General features: G+C 60.9%; 20 protein-coding genes. 7 read left to right on the top strand and 13 right to left on the bottom strand.

Going from position 1 to position 22,727, the window contains the following annotated elements:
- The 3 genes from VGY55_08535 to VGY55_08545 form a co-directional block, all read right to left on the bottom strand.
- Positions 1-935 (bottom strand): mucoidy inhibitor MuiA family protein (locus VGY55_08535; GenBank protein ID HEV2970023.1); only part of this gene is annotated, 935 nt, incomplete at its 3' end.
- Positions 936-1,094: 159 nt separating this feature from the next.
- A complete protein-coding gene (locus VGY55_08540; GenBank protein ID HEV2970024.1) occupies positions 1,095-2,780 on the bottom strand; it encodes a thiamine pyrophosphate-dependent enzyme in 1,686 nt (561 codons plus the stop codon).
- Positions 2,781-2,804: 24 nt separating this feature from the next.
- The gene (locus VGY55_08545) at positions 2,805-3,068 is read right to left on the bottom strand and encodes a hypothetical protein (GenBank protein ID HEV2970025.1); all 264 of its coding nucleotides are present in this window, start codon (positions 3,066-3,068) and stop codon (positions 2,805-2,807) included.
- A gap of 244 nt (positions 3,069-3,312) precedes the next feature.
- Here VGY55_08545 and VGY55_08550 point away from each other — a divergent pair, with 244 nt between their 5' ends.
- Positions 3,313-3,762, top strand: a complete 450-nt coding sequence (locus VGY55_08550) for a host attachment protein (protein HEV2970026.1) — start codon at positions 3,313-3,315, stop codon at positions 3,760-3,762.
- A gap of 589 nt (positions 3,763-4,351) precedes the next feature.
- On the opposite strand, the gene bcp is transcribed toward VGY55_08550, so the two are convergent.
- Entirely contained in the window at positions 4,352-4,822 is a 471-nt protein-coding gene (gene bcp / locus VGY55_08555) for a thioredoxin-dependent thiol peroxidase (GenBank protein HEV2970027.1), read from the bottom strand.
- Between the two features lie 158 nt (positions 4,823-4,980).
- Between bcp and rsfS the strand changes: the two genes are divergently transcribed.
- A complete protein-coding gene (gene rsfS, locus VGY55_08560) occupies positions 4,981-5,394 on the top strand; it encodes a ribosome silencing factor (GenBank protein ID HEV2970028.1) in 414 nt (137 codons plus the stop codon).
- A 23-nt stretch (positions 5,395-5,417) separates the two neighbouring features.
- On the opposite strand, the gene pheT is transcribed toward rsfS, so the two are convergent.
- The 5 genes from pheT to infC form a co-directional block, all read right to left on the bottom strand.
- Positions 5,418-7,433, bottom strand: coding sequence for a phenylalanine--tRNA ligase subunit beta (gene pheT, locus VGY55_08565; GenBank protein ID HEV2970029.1), 2,016 nt, complete (start codon positions 7,431-7,433; stop codon positions 5,418-5,420).
- A gap of 25 nt (positions 7,434-7,458) precedes the next feature.
- Positions 7,459-8,592, bottom strand: a complete 1,134-nt coding sequence (gene pheS, locus VGY55_08570) for a phenylalanine--tRNA ligase subunit alpha (protein HEV2970030.1) — start codon at positions 8,590-8,592, stop codon at positions 7,459-7,461.
- Between the two features lie 121 nt (positions 8,593-8,713).
- Positions 8,714-9,073: a 50S ribosomal protein L20 gene (rplT, locus tag VGY55_08575; GenBank protein ID HEV2970031.1), complete on the bottom strand. Its 360-nt coding sequence runs from the start codon at positions 9,071-9,073 to the stop codon at positions 8,714-8,716.
- Positions 9,074-9,160: 87 nt separating this feature from the next.
- Positions 9,161-9,364, bottom strand: a complete 204-nt coding sequence (gene rpmI, locus VGY55_08580) for a 50S ribosomal protein L35 (protein HEV2970032.1) — start codon at positions 9,362-9,364, stop codon at positions 9,161-9,163.
- Between the two features lie 109 nt (positions 9,365-9,473).
- Positions 9,474-9,980, bottom strand: coding sequence for a translation initiation factor IF-3 (gene infC / locus VGY55_08585; GenBank protein ID HEV2970033.1), 507 nt, complete (start codon positions 9,978-9,980; stop codon positions 9,474-9,476).
- Positions 9,981-10,202: 222 nt separating this feature from the next.
- Here infC and VGY55_08590 point away from each other — a divergent pair, with 222 nt between their 5' ends.
- Complete coding sequence (locus VGY55_08590; protein HEV2970034.1) at positions 10,203-10,433, top strand: hypothetical protein; 231 nt, start codon at positions 10,203-10,205, stop codon at positions 10,431-10,433.
- Positions 10,420-10,743 (top strand): type II toxin-antitoxin system PemK/MazF family toxin, encoded by a 324-nt coding sequence (locus VGY55_08595; GenBank protein ID HEV2970035.1) that lies wholly within the window; start codon positions 10,420-10,422, stop codon positions 10,741-10,743. Before VGY55_08590 ends, VGY55_08595 begins: the two co-directional genes overlap by 14 nt.
- A gap of 4 nt (positions 10,744-10,747) precedes the next feature.
- On the opposite strand, the gene thrS is transcribed toward VGY55_08595, so the two are convergent.
- A complete protein-coding gene (gene thrS / locus VGY55_08600; protein ID HEV2970036.1) occupies positions 10,748-12,751 on the bottom strand; it encodes a threonine--tRNA ligase in 2,004 nt (667 codons plus the stop codon).
- Between the two features lie 287 nt (positions 12,752-13,038).
- Between thrS and argS the strand changes: the two genes are divergently transcribed.
- Complete coding sequence (argS, locus tag VGY55_08605) at positions 13,039-15,030, top strand: arginine--tRNA ligase (protein ID HEV2970037.1); 1,992 nt, start codon at positions 13,039-13,041, stop codon at positions 15,028-15,030.
- 225 nt (positions 15,031-15,255) lie between these two features.
- Positions 15,256-15,732 carry a hemerythrin domain-containing protein gene (locus VGY55_08610; protein ID HEV2970038.1) on the top strand — a complete coding sequence of 159 codons (477 nt, stop codon included), beginning with the start codon at positions 15,256-15,258 and terminating at the stop codon, positions 15,730-15,732.
- A 7-nt stretch (positions 15,733-15,739) separates the two neighbouring features.
- On the opposite strand, the gene VGY55_08615 is transcribed toward VGY55_08610, so the two are convergent.
- On the bottom strand, positions 15,740-17,422 hold the full coding sequence (locus tag VGY55_08615) for a SpoIIE family protein phosphatase (GenBank protein ID HEV2970039.1): 1,683 nt from the start codon (positions 17,420-17,422) through the stop codon (positions 15,740-15,742).
- A gap of 210 nt (positions 17,423-17,632) precedes the next feature.
- Positions 17,633-18,850, bottom strand: coding sequence for a phospholipase D-like domain-containing protein (locus VGY55_08620; GenBank protein HEV2970040.1), 1,218 nt, complete (start codon positions 18,848-18,850; stop codon positions 17,633-17,635).
- 189 nt (positions 18,851-19,039) lie between these two features.
- Here VGY55_08620 and VGY55_08625 point away from each other — a divergent pair, with 189 nt between their 5' ends.
- Positions 19,040-20,332, top strand: coding sequence for a [Fe-S]-binding protein (locus tag VGY55_08625; GenBank protein HEV2970041.1), 1,293 nt, complete (start codon positions 19,040-19,042; stop codon positions 20,330-20,332).
- Between the two features lie 79 nt (positions 20,333-20,411).
- On the opposite strand, the gene VGY55_08630 is transcribed toward VGY55_08625, so the two are convergent.
- On the bottom strand, positions 20,412-22,673 hold the full coding sequence (locus tag VGY55_08630; protein HEV2970042.1) for a biotin/lipoyl-binding protein: 2,262 nt from the start codon (positions 22,671-22,673) through the stop codon (positions 20,412-20,414).
- Between the last annotated feature and the right edge of the window lie 54 nt (positions 22,674-22,727).

Here is a 22,727-nt window from a genome sequence, read left to right on the forward strand (position 1 = left end):
GCGCTGAGCGCGATCGAGAGCGGCTCGAGCACCGGGGCCTTGGCCACCAGCGACGGCGTGGCGGTCGAGAGGGCCATCGTCACGTCGTTCCAATCCTCGCCGCTCATCTGCTCGATCGAGGCGTTGTACTCGACCATCACCTGCTGATGTTTGGTGTCGGTGCGGGCGTTATACGAAGGAGACCAGTTGGCCCCATCGACCAGATAGCGAAGCCGCAGCTTGCCCCCGGCCTCTTTCAGATTGACGAACACGACGGCCTCGCGGATCGTCTTGGCCGAACCGCCGGTCAGTACCTCGCGCTGGCGGTTGAGCGTGTTGAGCTTGTCGTTCAAGTCGCGCAATTCAAACATCAGCTTCATCACTTTTGTCGAAATAAGCTGTCGCTGGTCGAAAATGAAGGATGTTAGTGCCTTGAGCGTCTCTGCGTTCAACACTCCCTTCGTCAATTCCGCGTTCGCAGTCGGAGCGGTGAATTGCTCGAGCTTGTTCAGGTAAGCCGTCTCGGTGTTCAGCAGCGTGGTCTGCGCGTTGTTCATTTGGACCGAATCCTGCACGCCGCGAATCTCGTCGTCCAGCTTGCGGACTTCTTCGCGCACGTCCTGCTCGACCGGCCGGATGCGATACAGCACGCTGCGGACCTCGACCCCGTCCGCGCTCTCGGCATACAGGCTGGCCGGCTGCACCCGTTCGGGCAGTTCGGTGACAACCACCTCGCGCAAGCCCGCTGGGCCGGGCACCTCGATCAACCGAGTGACGAGCGCTTGCCCGCGATAGACGGTCACCTCGTCGAGCTTGCCTTTGGTCGAGAATGAATCGTCTTTGGGCTTTGCGTCGTCCTTCTTGGCGGCAGGATCGTCCGCACCGCGCCCGACGGAAGCGAAGGCCAGCGTGGAAAACAGACACACCACGGGAATGAATCGGCGAACGGCGTTCATAGTGGGCGCTCCTCAAAAATCGTGTCCGGGATGAAACAACGGGATGGTGAATTCCCACGACTTAGACGTATCATAGCCGCGGAAAGTTTCCGGCGATTGACAGATCGCCCTGCATGTTACAGCCGCGTTACAAGCACGGCGGATGCGGCCGGAAGACAATCACACGCGCTTGCTCAACCGATCCGCCAGCCGGCGCAGGGCGCTGCTGTGGTCGTCGAGCCCGATATGCGCCTGGATCAGGCTCATGCCATTGGTGTCGGCCAGGGCGCGGCGGAGCGCTTCGTCGAACTGGCCTTCGGTGCGAACCTCGTAGCCGGCGCCGCCGTTGAAGATTTGCGGCAGCTTATGGTATTGCCACGGGTTGATGTCGTTGAAGTTCCCCGGATGCAGCACCCGCTCGGTGCCGTAGCCGCGATTGTCGAGCACGATCACGATCGTCGGGAAGCCGTGCCGGACGATCGTCGACAATTCGTTGCAGGTCATTTGGAACGCCCCGTCCCCGACAATGGCGATCACGCGCAGCGTCGGCTGGGCGACCTGCACGCCGAGCGCCGCGGGCACGGCAAAGCCCATCGACGTGTAATAGGCCGGGGAGATGAACGTCGTGCGGGTGCGGACGACCAATTCCGTCGCCGCGAACAGCGCGTCTCCCACGTCGGCGATGATCGCCGTGTCGTCGGTCAAGGATTCGTTCAGCCGGGCCATCAGGCGGGCGATCGTGATCGGGGCGTCGGGCTGGAGCTGAAACCGCTCGTCCCGGCGCTTTGGCGGCGATGGGAGAGGGCGAGCCGGCGGCCTCGGCCGAGCCGCGGCGAGCGCCCGGATGAAATCCGGCAGCAGCACGCCCTGGAAATGATGATGCCGAATCCGGAGCTGCTCGCTCGTGGCGTAAATGCAATTCGCCGAATTGAGGTTGGCAGTGAAGACGCCGAGATTCAGATCGGTCATGAACGTGCCGAGCAAGATGACGCAATCGCTCTCCTCGACGAACGTCGTCACCTCCTCGTGCCCCATCGCCCCTTCATACAGGCCGACATAGAGCGGGTGCAATTCGCTGATGACGCTCTTGCCGAGAATGGTCGCGGCGAAGGCGATGTTCGATCCCTCGGCCAGAGCCACCACGTCGTCTTGCAGACCGAACCGATGGATCTCGACCCCGGCTACGATCACCACCCGCTGGCTGCGATTGATCCACTCGATCGCTTCGGCGACTGCCTCGCTCAGTGTTTCCGGTTCGCTCACCGGCTCCAGCGAACGGAACGGATAGGGCACGTCGGGGACGACGTTCACCATGTCGCGCGGCAGCTCGATATAGACGGGGCGCTTCGTGCGGGCGGCCGTGTCGAGCACGCGGTCGATCTCCCGAAACGCGGTCGAAGGCTCGGTCAATTCGGCGCACGCCGCGCAGATCTTCTCGAAGACTTCTGCCTGGGTCCGAAAGTCCTTCACCTTATGGTGCAACAGCGGATTATTGATCCGCTCGCGCATCCCGGGCGAGCCGCTAATGACGACCACGGCGGATTTTTCCGCATACGCCCCGGCGATCGAATTGCACAGGCTCAATCCGCCGACGCAATACGTCACGCAAACGGCCCCCATCCCGTTGACCCGCGCATAGGCGTCGGCGGCGAAACCGGCGCAATCCTCGCGCGTGCAGCCGACCATATTGATCGGGCTCTCGTCGAGCATGTGGTAGAAGCTGAGGATGTAATCCCCAGGAATTCCGAACACATCGCGAATGCCGTAATCCTGCAGGCGGCGGATGAGATACTCGCCGATCGACAGCCCGGCGAGGGTCGTGGCGGCGGAAGTCGCCTGGGCAGCGGCGATGCGCGAACGCGACATGGCAGACCCTTGATTTTGTGCTCTTCAAGCTCCGCGCGACGATTCCTCATGCGGCGTGTGAGGAACGCATTCGCCGGGCTCCTCGTCCTCGGGATCGCGGCGGCCGCGGCGAATCGCAAGCGCCGTCAGCCAAACCGCCAGGAAAATTGCCACGCATACGATCGTGGTCAACGAGCGGAGCAGATTATGATTTCGCAAAAAATCGCCGACTGCAAGATAGATTCCCCACACCACGAGGCCGCACACGATCCACGGGATGATTTGGCGGTGGGGCTTATTCTCGGGCATAATCGAGCGCAGAAAGGACAGAAAGGAACTGTGAACCAGCCGTCCATAGTAACCATAGCGGCCGCCAGAGAAGAAGCAAGCCAAGATGGGGCAAGCGGTTCGGCGCGTCGGGCATGACGCGGCGGCGGCTGTCTCGGAACTCGAATAATTGGTGAAGGCCGAGCGAATCATCGACGCATAGAATTGAATGGCTACAATATTGGCCGATACCCGGATTCTCGGATTCATCTGGAGGTTAAGAGCCATGAAACAACGGATATTGGTTGCCGATGCTAGCCGAGCGAGGGTTTTCTCCGTTCCCGAAAACAACAAACCGAACCAGCCGTGGCTCTTGAAGAAGGAACTGGACCATCCGGCAAGCCGCGCCAAGGCGACCGATCTGACCACGGACGTGCCGGGCCGCGTGCGGCAGAGCTTCGGCGCGGGAAGCCGGCCGGCGATGGATGATCCGACCGATCCCAAGGAAGTCGAGGCCCAGGCGTTCGCCCGGTCGCTCGCCGAGTTCCTAGAGCAGGGTTTCAATCACAATCGGTTTGAGCAGCTTGTGCTGGTCGCTCCGCCGCATTTTCTCGGCCTGCTGCGGGAGACAGTGTCCGAACAAGTGGCAAATCGGATTCGGCATTCGATCAACAAAGACTACACGCAATTGCCGGCCCGAGATTTGCCGAGCCATATCAAACTCGGTGAGGAGTGAGGGTCCCGCGGAAACCGACGTAGTCTGGCGAAGTGTGCGAGACCCTCGCCAAGAATCAATTGGCTATCCTTCGGGAAACATCTTGTCGAATGTTGGCCCGTCCAGCAAACTTTTCCACCAGCTTTTCCAGAACGCCCTCTGGTCTTCAACTGAGACCAAATCCAGATCGCCTCCCGTGGCAAAGATCCCCACGAGATCCGATCTCGTCGACACGCGGCCAAGGTATAGCTTATATGCCTTCAGACCTCTGCCCATGTCGCGAGCCATCCCCGACGGATAAACATTTCGACTTGCCCCATAACACGCTGGACGATATCCGATTGCTTCGAGTTGATTCCGAATCTGGCACATCGCTTCGAAGTAATCGAATGCTTCGCCCGTAATCTCGCCATCGTCGTGTCGAAAAGTGAGGCGACATTGGCGATGTGGCAAACCCGGTACAATCGCGAATACCCCTTGAAAAGTGCCGCCTTGTTGGTGGACCAGTTGAACTGGAAATTGTTCGCTAGCCATTGCGATCAACCTCTCCCGAATCGGGTTCGCATCCCGACGACCGGAAAGCCCGAGGACTGGGGATCATCCTTGCTCGCTAGAGCGTTGCCAGCGCGTCGATCACCTGCTGATCGTGCCCGGCGACTTTGACGCTCTTCCAGACCTTCGCGATTTTCCCGTCGCAGTCGATCAAGAAGGTCGAGCGTTGGATGCCCATGAACTTCTTGCCGTACATGTTCTTTTCGCGCCAGGCCCCGTAGCGCTCGGCCACTTTGTGATCGAGGTCGGCCAGGAGCGGGAAATTCAAACTGAATTTGTCGCGAAACTGACCGTGGCTTTCGAGCGTGTCGGCGCTGATGCCGAATAGCTTTGCCCCGAGTTTGGCGATCTCCGCCTTGCGGTCGCGGAAGGCGCAGGCTTCGGCGGTGCAGCCGGGAGTATCGTCCTTGGGATAGAAATAGAGCACGACTGGATGCCCCTTCAGCGCCGATAGCTTGACCTTCGTCCCGTTGTCGGAGGAGAGCGTGAAATCCGGCGCCTTATCGCCTTCCGCGGCCCAATCGCTCATGATCGAATCTCCCTATTTTCCGGAAGCGAACATTCTATTCAAATCCATTGTCTTCGCCACTGGATTGGCTGAAAGGGTAGAGTAAAATAGAGATGAAATCCCTTACGCGCCGGCATGCGGAATAGACCGGATGCAGTTTTTCTCACAACGAGGGCCATTTGGCAAGCTCCACCATCCGTCGGGCGGCGACCCCAGCCGAGCGCCCCGACCGCAGTCTGCAGCTCGCTTTAACTGCCGCCAAAGTCGCGGAAGAGAATCGGGGCCGCGACATCGTCATTCTCGACATGCGGGAGCTGACTTCCATCTTCGACTACTTCGTGCTGGTGACTGGTTCCAGTCGCCGGCAAATGCACGCCATCAGCGAGGAAATCGACCGCACCCTCGAGGAAACTCTAGGCGACCACCGGCTCGGGATCGAAGGCTACGTCGAGGGGCGCTGGATTCTTTTGGATTACGGCGACGTTGTGGTCCACCTCTTCGACGAGGAAGCCCGCGAGTATTACGCGCTGGAGCACTTGTGGTGCGGTGCGCGGCAGATTCCCCGCGAACCGGCTATCGCGAAACCGAAATAGCGAATCGACCTTTCCCTCACGCTTCAGGCTCGCAACTGAGCGCCATGCGCTTTTGCGCACGCGGCAACTACCGCGTCGCGAGCTTGATCGGCCTCGGCGCTGGTGAGCGTGGCTTTTCGGCCGCGCAGGATGAGCGTGAACAAGAAGCTCTTCTTGCCGATTCCCAATCGCTCGGGATCGCGATACGTGTCGCGATAGACGAGCTGCTCGAGATTCTCCCCCGCCGCGGCCTGGATTGTCGCGGCAACGGCGCCCCAGCGAACTTGTTCCGCCAGCACGAGATTGACGTCGCGCTCGACCGCCGGATACGGCGACAATTCGCTCGCTTGCGGGGCGAGATTGGCGATACTTTCCAACAGCGCGACGCGAACTTCGGCCACGGTGCTCGGCCCGCGAAGTTCGAATTGCTTCAAGCCATCCACCCCGATTTCGCCCACATAACCGAATCGCTCGCCGGCAAGCCGCAATTCGCAGGCTCGCCCGGGCGCGAATAATTTGTGCTGAAATTCGGTCACTTCGAGCGCGGCGGCTGGATTGAGGCTCTCGAGCACCGCTTCCAGAATCCCCTTTACCGCGAAGAAATCGCGGCCGCTCGTGATCGCCAGCATCATCTCCTCGATGGGCAATTCGCCCTCTCGCGGCAAATAGGTGCGAGCGGTCTCAAATAGTTCGACCGGCGGATTGGCGAGCGTTTCATTCGTGCGCCGCGCGATAAGCAGGCTCGGGATCAAACTCCGCCGCAAGAGATCGGCCCGGCGAAGGATCGGGATGGAAAGCTGCAGAGGCGCGGCGTCGGTCCAGGGGCTGAACGCCTCGGACGCGGCCGGCTCGACGACGCTGATCGTCATCGCTTCATCCACTCCGGCGGCGGCGAGGACCTGCCGCACCTTCGCCAGCACGAGGTCCAATCGGCCCCGCGCCGAAGCCGCCATCGGCACTCCGACATCCTCGGGAATCGCATCGTAACCATGAATTCGCGCGACCTCTTCCACCAGATCGATCTCGCGCGACAGATCGCGCCGCCAGCTCGGAGGAACGACTTCAATCCCCTCGGCATCGGCTCGAACCTCGCGATTGCCGAGCGATGCGAGGATCCGGCGGACCTCGGCGGGATCGATTTCAATACCGAGGATTCGCTTGAGTTGGGAGAGCCGCAGGACGACTGGTTCGCGAGGAACCGGTTGCCGGCCGACATCAACCACTCCGCTGGCCAATTCTCCGCCGGCCAACTCCAAGATCAATTCGCAAGCTCGGCGGCTCGCCCAATCGACGCCGTTTGGATCGACGCCGCGCTCGAAGCGATATGACGAATCACTGTGCAAGTTCAATCGTCGTGCGGTCGCGCGGATCGAGACGGAAGCGAACTCGGCCGATTCGATGAGCAAATCGGCAGTGCCGGCCGACACCTCGGTGTCCGCTCCTCCCATGACGCCGCCGATCGCGACCGCTCGGCGGCGATCCGCGATGACGCACATGCCGGCTTCGAGTTCGTATGACTTGTGGTTGATCGCCTCGAACGGCTCGCATGGTCGGGCCGCCCGGACGATGATTTCGCGCCCTTCGAGCTTGGCCAAATCGAAGGCATGCAGCGGCTGGCCCGTCTCCATCAGCACGTAGTTCGTGATATCGACGACATTGTTGATTGCAGCGATTCCGAGCGTCGCCAGCCGCGCGACCAGCCACGTCGGGCTAGGACCGACCTTGACGCCGCGAATCACACGGGCCGTATACCGCGGGCAAAGCGTCGTGCAATCAAGCGTGACGCGCGTCAACTCCGCGGCAATGGCTTTGCCCTCGCGCGGCTTGGCCTCGGGCAGCTTGAGCTGCCGACTCAACAGCACCGCCGCCTCGCGGGCGATCCCGATATGCCCCAGGCAATCGGGCCGATTGCTGGTCACCTCGAGATCGATGGCCAAGTCTTCGCCGATGCGGCTGGTCTCCTCGTGGTTTAAGCCGGCCAGCATCAACCGCCGCGTCAGCTCTTCAGCCGGCACATCGATCGCCGCATAGTCTTTGAGCCAGTTAAAGGAGACGATCATGGAGAGGGGCGAGGGATGAGGGGTTTCAGAACTGATGCAGGAAGCGGATGTCGTTCTTGTAGAATTCGCGGATGTCGGAGACGCCGTGACGGCGGGCGCAAACGCGTTCAACGCCGAGGCCGAATGCGAAGCCGGTGACTTCTTCCGGATCGTAGCCGACCGCCCGAAGCACGTTCGGATCGACCATACCGGCGCCCCCCATCTCGATCCACCGCTCTCCCCAGCTCATGTCCACTTCGACGCTGGGCTCGGTGAACGGGAAGAACGATGGCCGGAAACGGATATGCACGTCGCGGCCCAAGAAGCTGCGGGCAAACAGCCGCAGAACGCTCTTCAAATCGGCCATCGTCACCTGGCGATCGATCAACAGACCTTCGATCTGATGAAACATCGGGTAATGTGTCGCGTCGGCAGTGTCCGGGCGGTAGACTCGCCCCAGGGCGATGATCCGCACCGGTGGCGGCTGCTGCTCCATGACCCGGATTTGCACCGTGCTCGTTTGGCTGCGCAATAAGAGCGGCGATGACGCGCTCCCCGGCGCTGCGCTCTGGGTCGTGGCTAAACGACGGACGGCGCCTGCCACCTGCGTCTTGAGATCTCCGACCTCCGACCTCCGACTGCCTCCTGCCTCCTGCCGCCTGCCGAATTCCCTTCCCGCCGTCGCCAAGAAAAAATTCTCCAGCGGGTCGCGCGCCGGATGGTCGGCCGGAATGTTCAGCGCCTCGAAATTGTGCCGCTCGTCTTCGATTTCGGGACCGTCCGCCACGGTGAAACCGAGCCGGCCCATGATCTCTTTGAGTTCTTCGATTGTCTGCGTGATCGGGTGCAGATGGCCGAGCGTCGGGCGAATGCCGGGAAGCGTGGGATCGAATGGGGTTGCACCGCCGACAGCCGCAGTCGTGCTCAGTCGCGCTTGCGCCGTGGACAGCGCCGCCTCGAGCGATTGCTTCACGTCGTTGAAACGCTTGCCAGCCGTCGGCTTGTCGGTGGCGGGCACGGCGCCGAGACCTTTTTGGGCGGCCTTCAGGCGGCCGCTCTTGGCCCCGAGAAACTCGACCCGCGCCGCTTCGAGCGCATTGGCATCGGGCGCGGCGTCGAAGGCGGCCTGCCCCGCGGCTAAGAGTCGCTCAAGTTCGCCAAGGAAATCCGCTAGAGCCACGTTCGCGTTCTCGATCGTGATTCGTTGGTTCCGCAGGCCGACATCGGCGTGGAGCAGGAATCAACAAGCCCCGATCATAGGATACGCGGAGCGAGGCGCAAAGGAGAATGCCGACGACGGATCAGGCCGAGACGAGCGAACTCTTGACCTGTTCGACAATGGCGTCGAATCCGGCCGGATCGCTAAATGCGATTTCGGCCAACGACTTGCGATCCAAGCCGATTTGTGCTCGCTCGAGGCCATGAATGAATTCGCTGTAGCGCAGGCCGCGCTCGCGGACCGCCGCGTTGATGCGGATAATCCAGAGCTTGCGGAAATCACGTTTGCGCAGACGGCGGTCGCGGGTGGCGTAGACGCCAGCTCGGATGAGCGCTTCTTTGGCGGTCCGCAGAAGTCGCCGACGACCGCCGACGTAGCCCTTCACCTTCTGGAAAAGTCGCTTCTTAGCCCGATTACGCGGTACGGCACTTGTAGTTCGCATGGTTCAGATGCTTATGGTCGGTCGGGGACTGTCCCCTTTTGTGGAGTCTTCGGAACAAAAGGGGACTGTCCCCTTCGCCGCCAACACTCAGTAGCTGTCGCCCGCCAAGGCAATCGTGATCCGATTGGCATCCATCCCGTCGAGGACGCGGGTCCCGCGGAGGTTGCGGCGGCGTTTCTTGGTCAACCGGCTATTCAAGTGGCTCGTGCCGGCTTGGCGGTGCATCACCTTGCCGCGAGCGGTGATCCGAAACCGCTTCTTGGAACCCTTGTGAGTTTTCTGCTTAGGCATGGTCGTTCGCCAAATGGAGCGATCCGGGCCGCCGGCAAGCATATCGCTCGCCAGGGGCGGCACCGGAGAATCGCACATTATACGGTTTCCACTGACGGCGAAAAGAGGGTTATTTCGGCGAAAGAGTGCAGACGATCCGCTTGCCCTGCTGTTGCGGCACCGCGTCGACCTTGCCGATATCTTCAAGCTGCGTCAGGATTTGCTTGATCACGCGATGACCCTCTTCGACATGGGCGATCTCGCGACCGCGGAACACGACAGAAATCACCACTTTATCCTTATGGGCCAAAAAGCCGCGGGCCTGATTGACCTTGAAGTCGATATCGTGCTCGCCCGTCTTCGGCCGCACGCGGATCTCTTTGATCTTGCTGTGATGAATGTGCGTTTTGTGCTGCTTCTTTTTCTGCTGGTATTTGAATTTGCCGAAATCCATGATCCGGCAGACCGGCGGCCGCTCGTTAGGGGCGACCTCGACCAAATCCAGGTCGGCCTCGTTCGCAATTTGAATCGCCTGTTCGGTCGGCATGATGCCCAGCAAGGCGCCGTCGCCCGAAATCACGCGCACGGGAGTGATCCGGATTTGTTCGTTGATCCTCTGTGACCGTTCGATTGCCAATTCCTCCTTTGTAAGACTGTTGGACGAAAACTTCCGCCGCTGCAAGCCAATGCCGCACCGCCGATGGCGCCGCACAACCGAGTAAGTATCGGCTGGCGGCCGGTGTTAAGTCAACGGGTATGCGCGCATCACGTCGCCATTCGAAAATATAGCTTGTGCCATTTGAAAGTATGCGTCATAATACGTATAATGATACGTGTAATGCGAGAGGAGTGCGATAAAATGCAAAAGAAACTGACTATCACCGTGGACGAACGCGTTTACCAAGGGCTCCACACTGTTGTCGGAAGACGCCGCATCAGTCATTTCATAGAAACCTTGGTTCGTCCTTTTGTCGTGGGTAAGGACTTGGATCTCGCCTATCGGCAGATGGCCAAGGAAGAGACTCGAGAAGCGGAGGCATTGGAATGGGCGGAAGCCACCATCGGGGATATTGGCGATGAAGCGCGGTGAGGTCTGGTGGGTCAATTTCGAGCCGGCCGTCGGCGGCGAGATACGCAAGCAGCGTCCCGCGGTCATCGTCAGCAACGACGCTTCAAACAAGTATCTCAATCGGGTGCAGGTCATCCCTTTGACCTCCAATGTCGAGCGGTTGTATCCCAGCGAGGCGTACGTGATCGTTAGGGGCAAGCGGCACAAGGCAATGGCCGACCAGCTTTCGACTATCAGCAAAACCCGCCTCAAGAACTCTCTTGGCCGATTGTCGAAAGTGAGTTTGCAAGCAGTCGAACAGGCGATCAAAGTTCAGTTGGCGTTGGTTTAGGCGGTTAATACTCATTCGCGCTGCCATGATCCGCTGCCACCTTCGGCAGCTTGGCCACTTGCCGAACCTGTTTCGATTGCACTTCGGCGGCCAGCTTTTCGATCGCCGTTTCGAGCGGCATCGCCCCTAAATCTCCGTCGATGCGGTCGCGGACCGCGACAGTTCCCGCGGCCGCTTCCTTGCCGCCGACGACGAACATATAGGGGATCAATTCAAGCTGGGCGTCGCGAATCTTCGAGTTGATTTTTTCAGCCCGATAATCGCCGGTCGCCCGGAATCCGGCCGCTCGCAGCTTCGCCTCGACCTCGCGAGCGAATGTCTCCACTTTTTCGCTGAGCGATAGCACGCGCACCTGCTCCGGCGCAAGCCAGAGCGGAAACGCCCCGGCGAAATGCTCGATCAGCACGCCGACGAATCGCTCCATCGAGCCGAGCGGCGCGCGATGGATCATCACCGGCCGGTGAGTGTGGTTGTCCGCGCCGACGTATTCCAGGCCAAACCGCTCGGCGCTCGGCAGGTTGTAGTCCAACTGCACGGTGCCAAGCTGCCATTCGCGGCCGAGGCAATCGGCCACGACGAAATCGACCTTCGGCCCGTAGAACGCTGCCTCGCCGATTTCGGGAATGCAGCCGGGCAGGTTCATCTCGCGGGCCACTTGCTCGATCGCTCGCTCGGCCTTGTTCCAAGCCTCAGCGCTGCCGACATACTTATCGCTCGACGGGTCGCGGAAGCCGAGCCGGGCGCGATATTCGGTCAGCCCGAGCGCCTTGAGCACGGTCTGCGTGAAATCGATGCAGCCGCGGAATTCCTCAGCCACTTGATCCTCGGTGCAGAAAATGTGGGCATCATCCTGGGTGAAGCCGCGCACGCGCGTCAGCCCGCCCAATTCGCCCGACTGCTCGTAGCGATAGACGGTGCCGAACTCCGCCAGCCTCACCGGCAGGTCGCGATAGCTGCGCGGCTTAGCCTTGTAGATCATGATGTGGTGCGGGCAGTTCATCGGCTTCAGCAGATACTGCTCCTCGTCCGACATCACGATCGGCTTGAATTGGCTGTCGGCGTAATACGGATAATGGCCGGAGATCTTGTAGAGATCGATCCGAGCGATGTGTGGCGTGTAAACCGGCGTATAGCCGCGGCGGGTCAGCTCTTCCTTCGTGAAATTCTCCAATAGCCCGCGAATGACGGCCCCTTTCGGCAGCCAGAGGATCAGTCCCGAGCCGATTAGCGGACTGGTGGTGAACAATTCAAGCTGCTTTCCTAGCACGCGATGGTCGCGGCGCTTCGCCTCCTCGACCGCTTTGAGATAGTTCTCCAAGTCCTCCTTGCTGAACCAGGCGGTGCCGTAGAGCCGCTGCAACTGCTCGCGCGCCTGGTCCCCTTTCCAATACGCGCCGGCGATATTGAGCAGCTTGAACGCCCCGATCGCCCCGGCGGCCGGAATATGCCGACCACGGCAAAGATCAATGAATTCCCCTTGGCGGTAGAACGACAGGCTCGCCTGATCTGCCAGTCCTTCCTGGATATGCTCAACCTTGAAATCCTGCCCCAACTCGCGGCAGAGTTCCAGGGCCTTCGCGCGTGGTTCGTCGATCCGCTCGAACGGCTCGTTCTGCTTGACGATCCGGGCCATCTCCGCCTCGATCGCCGGAAAATCGGCCTCGGTGAGCGATCGCGGCAGCTTCATGTCGTAATAGAAGCCGTTCTCGGTCGTCGGCCCAAATGCCAATTGCACTCCATCGAACAGCCGCATCACCGCCCGAGCCATCACATGCGCGCACGAATGCCGCATGATCCGCAGGGCCTCGGGATCGCGTTTGGTGAGCAGTCGCAGAGCGATTTCGCCATCGGTTGGCAGCGGCGTCGTGGAATCAACCGTCTCGCCATTCACCGCAGCGGCGATTGTCGCCTTGGCCAAGCCGGGACCAATATCGCCGGCCACGTCGATAGGCCGGACCCGCTCCTTGTATTCACGCACGCTGCCGTCGGGAAGTTTGACTTTGAGCATCTGGACTCGGATTCGTTTGGCTCAGTGATTTCGGTGCTATCAAGAATTGAAAGTGCCGCTCCGCACATCCTCCCTCTGGGAGAGGGCCAGGGTGAGGGAGGTTCGCCGCGCGGGCCGCACGACAAAGAAAAGTATAGAATTGCCGCGGTTTCCAACAAGTGCGACAAGCGTGGCGGACTCTGAGAGCGTTCACAATATCATCGCAATTGTCGGCCACGTCGGCGGTCATGCTTGCCGAACCAAAACGGCTTGTTTACTGTCCTCGTCAAGCGATAATCGGTTGCACCATGAACATTCTGACGCAATTGCAAGAACGATTTCGAGCGGCGCTTTCCGCGATGACCGGTGATCGGCTCGGTGCGAAGGAATTGGCCGAGTTGGTCGAGATGATTCGGCCGAGTCAGGACCCGAAGTTTGGCGACTATCAGGCCAACTGCGCGATGCCGTTGGCAAAGAAGCTGGGCCGCCCGCCGCGAGAAATCGCGGCTGACTTGGTCGGCCGGCTTGATCTCGCCGAGTTGTGCAAGCCGCCTGAGATCGCCGGGCCGGGGTTCATTAATTTGCGGCTCAAGACTGACTGGCTCGAGCGGCAATTGGCGGCCGCCGCGGCTGATTCGCGGCTTGGGATCGAGCCGGTCGCGAAGCCGCGAACGTTCGTGGTCGACTACTCTGCCCCGAACGTCGCCAAACCGATGCACGTGGGCCACATCCGGTCGACTGTGATCGGCGACAGCTTGTACCGCACGCTCAAGTTCCTCGGTCACTCGGTGATCGGCGACAACCACATCGGCGACTGGGGCACGCAGTTCGGGATGATTATTTATGGACATAAATATCTTCGCGACGCGTTTTCTCTTTCCCATTTGAAGCGGAGCGAAGAGCTGGGATTCATCTATAAGAAAGTGAATCAGCTTGTCAGCTACCACGAAGGGCGCGAGCGGCTCCCGAAACTTCAGGCGCGGCTGACCGAACAGGAAGCCGCTTTGAATCGCGAGGAATCGAAGGCCGCCGCGGGAGACAAGAAAGCCGAGAAATCGCTCCGGCAATCGCGCCGCGCGGTCGAAGATGCGAGGAACGAACTCAACGAACTCCAAGTGACGCTGGCCGCAGTCGGAGATGATCCGACTCTCGCGAAACTCGCGGCGGCTCATCCGGACATCGGCTGGCGAGTGCAGGAAGAGACGGCCAAGCTGCACGAAGGGGACGCGGAAAATCTGCGCCTCTGGAAGGAGTTTCTTCCCGACTGTCTTCAAGACATCAGCGAGACGTACGAGCGGCTCGGCGTGCGGTTCGACCACACGCTTGGAGAGAGCTTTTACCACGACCGGCTCTCCGGGGTGGTACAGGATCTCTTGAAGCAAGGGATTGCGCGCGTTTCCGAAGGGGCCGTCGGAGTTTTCTCGGACGATCAGCCCGACTCCCCGCCATTCTTGATCCAGAAGCAAGACGGGGCGTTCTTGTACGCCACGACCGACTTGGCGGCGATCCAATATCGAATGAACGAGTGGCATCCCGACGCGATCCTTTACGTCGTCGATCATCGCCAGAGCTTGCACTTCCAGCAGCTATTTGTTACGGCGCGGAAATGGGGATACACGCAAGTCGAGCTGCAACATATCAGCTTCGGCACGGTGCTCGGCGACGATGGCCGGCCCTTCAAAGCCCGCTCGGGAGAGGCAGTCGGTCTGGCCGGCCTGCTGGACGAAGCCGTGACGCGGGCGAAGGCCATCGTCAGCGCGAACGATGACGCCAAACCGAGCGGGCCGGAGTTGCCGCCCGATGAGCGGCAGCGGGTTGCCGAGGCGGTCGGCATCGGCGCGCTCAAGTATGCCGATCTGTCGCAGAATCGCACGAGCGATTACGTCTTCAGCTACGACAAAATGCTGGCGATGAACGGCAATACGGCGACCTACATGCAATATGCTCATGCCCGCGTGCGGAGCATCTTTGCCAAGGGTCAGTTGCAGGCGGGAGGTCCGACGATCGTGGGAGGCAGCGCATTGAAGCTCGAACATCCGGCCGAGCGCGCGCTCGGGCTCGAACTGCTGCGGTTCTCAGAGGCGCTGGCCGCCGTGGTCAGCGATTATCGGCCGAATCATCTGACGAACTATCTGTTCGCGTTGGCCAATTGCTATTCGACATTTTATGAACAATGCCCAGTGCTAAAGGCCGACAATCCCGTTCAGCGCGCAAACCGCCTCATACTTTGCGATCTGACGGCCCGCACGCTGCGGCAGGGCCTCGAATTGCTAGGAATCGAGGTGGTGGACAAAATGTAGTGTGTTGTCAACAATCCTTTTGTGGATCAAGACTTACGCATTTTTTGACTTGTCGAAAGATTGCAATTCTCAGCAAATTGTCTTAGAATTTAGCGCACCATCTCTCAAGCAAGTCCTGGCCGCTTGCTTTGCCCAGCACTCGTTGGATACACGCAGGATCGCGTTTTGCCTCCAAGGCGGCGATCGGTTGTTTCGCAATCGCCGCCGTAGAGAAAGGAGTGCGCTATGCTAGCGGCTCAAGGAACTTTAACGATCAATGCTGCCTTCCTCCAAGAGATCAAGGAGGAGAACCGGGAATTGCGGCAGTTGCTCAACAATTGCGGCACGGCCTTGGCGGCAGAAGGCCGAACGCCGGCCGAGCCAAAGCGAATCGTCGAATTGCTGACCAAGCTTCGCGACCAGTTGGCGATGCACTTCGCACTGGAAGAGGCCTACGGCTATTTCGACGACGCGGCCCATGTCACTCCCCAGCTTTCCGACCGGGCGCTAAAACTCCGAGACGAGCACGGCGATTTGTTTCTGCACCTCGGGGGCATCGTCGATCGCGCCGAACACATGCTCTATCACGAACAACCGGAAATGCGACTGGTGAATATCGCCGAAGAATTCACGCAGTTCCAATCCCGATTCCAGGACCACGAAGCGCAAGAGACCGAATTGGTTGTGCAAGTGTTGCACGACGAGACGGGCTGCGGCGACTGAGGTGGGCTCAGTCTCGCGCGAAGCAGAGCAAGCAAATATCGTCGCTCTGCGGAGTGCCGCCGGTAAATCTCTCGACGTCCATCATCAGCCGCCGGCCCAGGGCCTCGACGTGCGGCGCGCCTCGGGCCACCAGATTGTAGACCCCCTTGATCCCGTAGAATTGCCCACCGGGGTCAGAGGCTTCGCTGATTCCGTCGGTGTACATGACGACCATGTCGTCGGGCTCCAGCCGCACGGAACAAGCGGCGTACGTCTGCTCGGCATCATATCCCAACGGCGGCCCTGCCTCGAGCACGCCAAGTTGTTCCACGGTGCCGGCAAGCCCATGCCGTAATAGAGGCGGGATGTGCCCGGCGTTCACGAGTGTGAGCATATGCTCGCGCGGATCGAGCACGGCCAACAGAAACGTGATGAACATATCGCCGAGTGTCGGGCCGGCGAACTCGCGATTGAGCCGGCAGATCGCCTCGACCGGCGTCTTCGACGTGCCGAGGCAAAGCCGCACTTCCGCGCAGAGCCGCGCCATCAACAGCGCGGCCGAGACCCCTTTGCCCGAGACGTCTCCCACCGCGACCGCCAATCGCCCGTCGGCCAGTGGCACATAGCCGAAGTAATCGCCCCCGATGTCCTCGGCGGCCCGATAGAAGCTGTAAAATCGATAGCCGGGCAGGTCCGGGGCTTGCTGCGGGAGGAAATGGAGCTGCACCTGCTGGGCCATCGCCAGTTCGCGCTGGCGGCGATCGAGCTTGATGCTCGCTTCGTGCATGCGGGCATACTCGACTGCTTGCCCGGCGACAGTGGCCACGCTGATCAGCACGTCGAGGTCTTCCTCCGAGAATTGGCGAAGCGGGTCCCTGGTGTCGATGTGGATAATCCCCAGCGGTGTATGTGAGGGACCCATCAGGGGCGCGGAAATCATCGAGCTGACCGGGCCTTCGAGCACGGACGACTCCCGTTCGGCGTCGGAGGTCGCGGTGTCGGTGCTGAGAATTGCCTTTCCCTCGGACATGACGCGCTGAGCGATCGACTGGCTGATCGGACCGAGCGTGAGCGAATCGCTCGGCTCGCCGCGGCCGCGTTTGACGGCCCGCGGAACCAGCCGCCCGGTCGCCTCGTCGCTGAGCATGATGTAGCCGCGATCGGCCTGCGGAAAGATTTGAAACAGCGATTCGATCATGTTGCGCAGAAACACATCGACCTCGAGCGATTTGCCCAAGTTGCGCGTGATTTCGAGCACGGCGCGGAGCTTGGCCTGAGCGCCGACATCGACTCGTGCTTCCGCTCGGGCGTCGATCGCGCCAACGATCGTCGTCGAGCGCAGTCCGGTCTGCAAGTCGTCGCCAAGCTGCGGCTTGGGCAGGGCCAGCGTGGCAGCCGACGAGAACAGGCCGGCTCGCGCCGCGCGCTCGTGAAATTCGAGCACAACGTCGTATAGTCGGATCTTGTCCTCGTCATTCAGCCGCAAGCGGCCGTTAATCCGCTGGCCGTTGACATAAGTGCCGTTCAGGCTGTTCAGGTCCTCGATGAAAAAGTTGTCGGCATCGCGGACGATCCGCGCGTGCTGCCGCGAAATACTGCGGATCGGGATCACCAGGTCGCAGAACTGCTCGCGCCCAAGCTGCGTTTGCTCGCGGGCCAATTCGTAGGTCTGCCCGGCAGTCGGGCCGGAGAGGATGTTGAGCAGCGCCATGTTCGGAACGTCGCGGACCGCCGGTCGGAGTGGATAAGCGTGCGGAAAGTGAGTGCATCTGCGGCTACTCCGACTCATTGTAGTCAATCGGAGATCGAAGCGGAATTCGGGGAGACATGACAGTGACGGGGTGACAAGGTGACCGACCGTCCTTTCGCCTGGTCAGCTTGTCACTCTGTCACCTTGTCACCTTATCAGCATCCCAGCCGTTCATAGCCAGCGGCGAACCGACCATGCCAGCCGGTCGCGGACTCGCTGCCAGAGGGGCCGGCTGCGGATTTCCGCAAGGCGAATGCGGCGGCTGTGGGACATTTCGTGCCGGCAAAAGGCGGTCGCCGCGGCGGCCATCGCCCGCGAACGAACCACAGCCAGAAACTCCAGATTCAATCGCAGGCTGCGCGGATCGAGATTGCAGGAGCCGACGACGGTCCACAACTCGTCGATCACCATCACCTTGCTGTGGAGCATGAAATCCTGCCGCTCGTAGATTTGAATTCCGCGGGCCAGCAGCCGTTGGCAGAGGTGCCGCGTCGCCCAATGCACGGCTTTCACGTCGCTTTCCGCCGGGACGACCACCCGCACTTGCACCCCGCGCCGCCGGGCGCGAAGCAATTCGCGCAGCACGCGCCCGACCGGTATGAAATACGCCATCGAAAGCGTGATGTTGCGGCGGGCGCGGCGGATCAATGGACCGAGAATCCGTGCGACACGTCGCATCCGCCGGCCAGGTCGCGACGCGAAAAAATGGATCGCGTCGTCGCTCACCGCTAGCATCCGGCCGATTTGCCAGTTCGTGCGACGATCGCGGCGGCGCAAGTGCTTCCAATTCCACAATCGCTCGAACTCCTCGGCGATCACCCCCTGCTTTGGCCCGACCAGCCGCAGGTGCAGATCGCGCCAGCCCGCCGACGCCGGTAGATTGCGGAGCTTGGCGTCGGACGGGGTGACGATACCACGCTGATCGACGATATTCATCCCGCCAAAGTACGCCACTCGGTCGTCAACGACCAACAATTTGCGATGGTTCCGACGATTCAGAATCCGGAAGAAACCGAACCGCAACAGATTGTCGCGGATCGAATGGAAGGTGTGGACCTCGACGCCGCCCGCCGCGAGCCGGTCGAAAAACGCCTGCGGCGTAGTCAGGCTGCCGATGGCGTCGTACATGACGCGAACATCGACGCCCGCGGCCGCTCGTTCGAGAAGCGCAGCAGCGATTGCTCGTCCGGCCGCGTCGTCGGCGATCGTGTAGCTTTCGAGCCAGATTCGGCTGTGCGCGGCGCGAATGTCCTCGATCATCGCCGCAACGAGCGTCGTGGCCCCGTCGAACAGCGTCAAATCGTTCCCGGCCACCTGGACCTTCGGCAATCGGCTATCCGCGGCCGGATCAAACGCGCTTTCGGAGGTAGGATGATCCAGAATCGACATGAGAGCCCCGTGGCCAGAAGGTGGATTCTTGCGGCAGACACTGAATTGTAGGAAACGGGGCTAGGGGCTCGGGGTTCGGAACTCGATGGACCGAGCGCGAGCGGGACTCGGCATCGCACCCGGCGGATACTATAGTGAGATTGGTTTCCGCCCAACGCTACGGCAATTGCTTCCCGACCCCCCGCACCTATGGCCTATCCCCAGATGTTTCGCGTGCGGCAGATTTGGGAGCGGCCGCGAGTCGACGACGTGCCGGCGGCCGTCGAAGCCGAGTTGGCCGGGCTGCGATTGGCAGACAAAGTGCGGCCGGGGCAGACAATCGCCATCGCGGTCGGCAGCCGGGGAATTGCCGAGATTTCGTCGGTCGTTCGCGGGGTCGTGCGGCACTTCCTGAACCTTGGCGCCCGGCCGTTCATTGTGCCGGCGATGGGCAGCCACGGCGGCGGAACGGCCGAGGGGCAGCAGCGAATCCTCGAGTCCTACGGCGTCACCGAGGCGTTCTGCGGCGCTCCGATCGGGGCTAGCATGGAAACGGTGGTCGTCGATCAGGCAGCCGAAGGGTTTCCGATCCGCTTCGATCGCCTCGCCTCCGAGGCCGATCACGTATTTGTCTGCGCGCGCATCAAGCCGCACACCTCGTTCGTCGGCCGGATCGAAAGCGGGCTGATGAAAATGCTGCTCATCGGACTGGGCAAGCACGATGGGGCCAAAGTCTATCATCGGGCCATCCACGACTTTAGTTTCGAGCAGATCGTGCGGAAAGTCGGCGCGCGAGTGATCGAGCGCTGCCGCATTCTCGGGGGTATCGCGGTCGTGGAAAACGCTTACAACGAGGTCGCGCGGTTGACCGCCGTCGCTCCTGGCGACTTCGAGGCCACCGATGAAGCCCTGCTCAAACTGGCCAAGCAGTGGATGCCGCGGCTGCCGTTCGATTTTGCCCATATCCTGATCGTCGACGAAATCGGCAAGAACATTAGCGGCACGGGGATGGACACGAACGTCGTCGGGCGGAAGTTTCGCGACGGCCGGCAAGCTTTGAGCGAAACGCCCGTCATACGCCGGATCATCGTTCGCGGATTGACGGCCGCCACGCACGGGGTCGCGCACGGCGTCGGGCTGGCAGATTTCTGCACGACGCGCTTGGTTCGACAGACGAATCGCGAGGCCACCTGGGTCAACGGGCTGGCGAGCGGCTCGGTGGCCATCTCGGCGTTTCCGCTCTATTTCGAGACCGACCGCGAGCTGCTCGACTATTCGCTGGCGATCATCGGTCTGGTCGAGCCGCCGGATGCGAAGGTCCTGTGGATCAAGAACACGCTCGAGGTGGCCGAAGTCGAATGCTCCGCGGCGTATCTGGAGGAAGCCCGCGAGCGCGCCGATTTGGAGATTCTCAGCGGCCTGCACGACCTACCACTCGATGCGGTAGGCAATCTGCCTCACGAGTGGCAACTGGCAAGTGGCAAGCGGCGGGCGGATCGGTAGGGTGCGTCAAGCGGTTCGTCCGCGCAGACGCACCGTGAACGACCAACGCGCGGTGCGTCTGCGGCGGCCTTGACGCACCCTACAATTTGAAATGGAACGTCTGGCCGAACCAGCGCCAGACGCGGCCGCCCAGGCTGACCCAGCGGGTCGCGGAGACTTTCGCGCGACCGCGCAGGCCGACGACCAGGAGCTGATTGTCGTCGTCGAGCGGGGCGACCGCCTGATACGACGGAGTAAGCGGCCGCTCGGCGCCCGTGGTGGGATCGGTCTTGGTTTGCAGATCGCCCCCCGACTTGTGACTCAGCTCGCGCGGGCTGAATTTGAGATCGAGCTTCGAGATTTCGGTGATCTCGCTGGTGAAGGTATCGCCGGGGAGTTCATCGAGCTTTACGACCACCTTCGATCCTGGCTCTTCACCATTGCGGGCGGCAACCATATCGACGTCGGACTGATCGATCACCAGGGCCGCTTGCATCTTCTGCGGATCGCCGATCTGGCAAAAGGGCACGTTGAGCTTCAGAAACGCGCCGACGTTTCTCTTTTCCAGCGGAGTCCCCCACCAGGTCGGCAGCCGCTCCTTATCGTCGCTTTGCGGCTCTGGGACCGGGATCGGCGGAATGACGAAGCCGTCGATCGGGGCGTGCAGCTCGAGATGGTCCAGATCGCGCTGCTTTTTCGCCAATTCGTCCTTGATCGCATCGAGCGATTCTTGGATGTGCGGAATATCCGAGCCGGCCTGCGGATCGCTAAATCGCTCGCGCTGGAGGCCGCTCAATTGGGATTCCAATTGGGCGGCTTGGAGCTTCAGGTCAGACACCTTCAATTCGAGATCGGTGTTCTCCAGGCGCGCGAGCAAGTCTCCCTTTTTCACTTGCTGACCGGCATGAACGCGGACCTCAACAACCGAGCCGGGTTGCTCGACGTAGACCGTCCGGGCGTCTCGGGCTTCGACATCGAGCGTACACATGATCCGATATGGCAGCGGCAGGAACAGCACCGCCAGGATCACCGTGCCGATCACCGCCAGCGAAATTCGGAATCGTTCTTTTTTCACTTGTTCCAACCGTCCGGGGACCCAAAAGAAATGTCCAAGCTTCCACAACGGCCGCACGACCAAACCGCCGATCGCCGCCAATCCGATGATCTGCCCGATGACCTCCAGGCGATATGGCTCGAACACCTTTTGGAGAAACATGAGAATCGAAAAGGTGATAAACCAACTATAAGCCGCGGAGGCGACCGAGTACAACGCGAAGAACACCTGATTTCGCTTCGGCAAAAACGGGTCGTCCGGCTCTTCCATCCCCAAGCACCAGGTCCCCAGCTTGCGGCTTAAGATCGTCGTGGCCTTTTGGCGGAGATTGGGAATTTCCGTGAGGTCGGAGAGAATGTAATAGCCGTCGTACCGCAGGAGCGGGTTGGCGTTGAAGATCACCGTGCTCACCGAGCAGACGAACATCGTGTTCAGGGCCATTTCGTTGACGAACCCCGGCTCGCTAAACCACCACACATAGGTGGCGATCGACGCGATCACTAGCTCGACATACATCCCCGCCGCGCCGATCGACGCCCGATGCCATTTGTTCGGCAGCATCCAGGAATCGGACACGTTGCAATACAGGCATGGAGTGAGCACCAGCATCATGAAACCCAGTTCATGGCATTCGCCGCCGAAATGCTTGCAGCTCAGGCCATGGCCGAATTCATGGCAGACCTTGGTGATCGCGACCGCCAGCGCCAGCCAAAGCCAGTTCCCCTTGGCGAAGAATTGATGGAAGCTCGGCAGCTTCGACCAGAATATGTCGAACTGGACCAGCACCAGCGTCAGCGCGGAGAGCGCGAGCAAGACGCAGATCACCAGCGCCGTGCGCGTGAAGAACCAGGAGACCTTGGGATAGAGCCAGCTAAGAATCCGCTCGGGATCGATTCCCTTGAAGCGGATCGCCAGCACGTTCGAGAGCGTGGCAAGCCATTCCTGCCGCTTCCGCTCGCCGCGGCGCTTGAGCAACTGCTGGCCTTGCCCCGGCATGTCGGCAATCACCAGGTTGCTGCGGTGCAACATGCCGACGAATTGGCCGATCTCCTCGACGCTGATCTGCTGCGGGGCGAACAGGTCTTCGAAGCCGCGCTTCAGATCATCCAGGCTCGCCAGGCCGTCGAGCATCTTGAGCAGGGCGAATTCTTCTTCCTGAAAGCGGAAGTAGTTCAACCCGATCGGGTCCTTCAGCACCCAATACAGCCGCCCCTGATAGCGCTGCTGATGCGCGGTCAAATCCGGCCGCATCCGCAACCCCAACGGCCGGGCGGAACTCGAGAGCAGGCTGTCGGCGAGGGAGGGCAAGTACGAAGTACGAAGGACAAAGGACGAAAAAAGACGAAGTCGTTTAGCCGCAAC

This window comes from Pirellulales bacterium (assembly GCA_035939775.1).
In the GTDB taxonomy this organism is placed as follows: Bacteria; Planctomycetota; Planctomycetia; order Pirellulales; family DATAWG01; genus DASZFO01.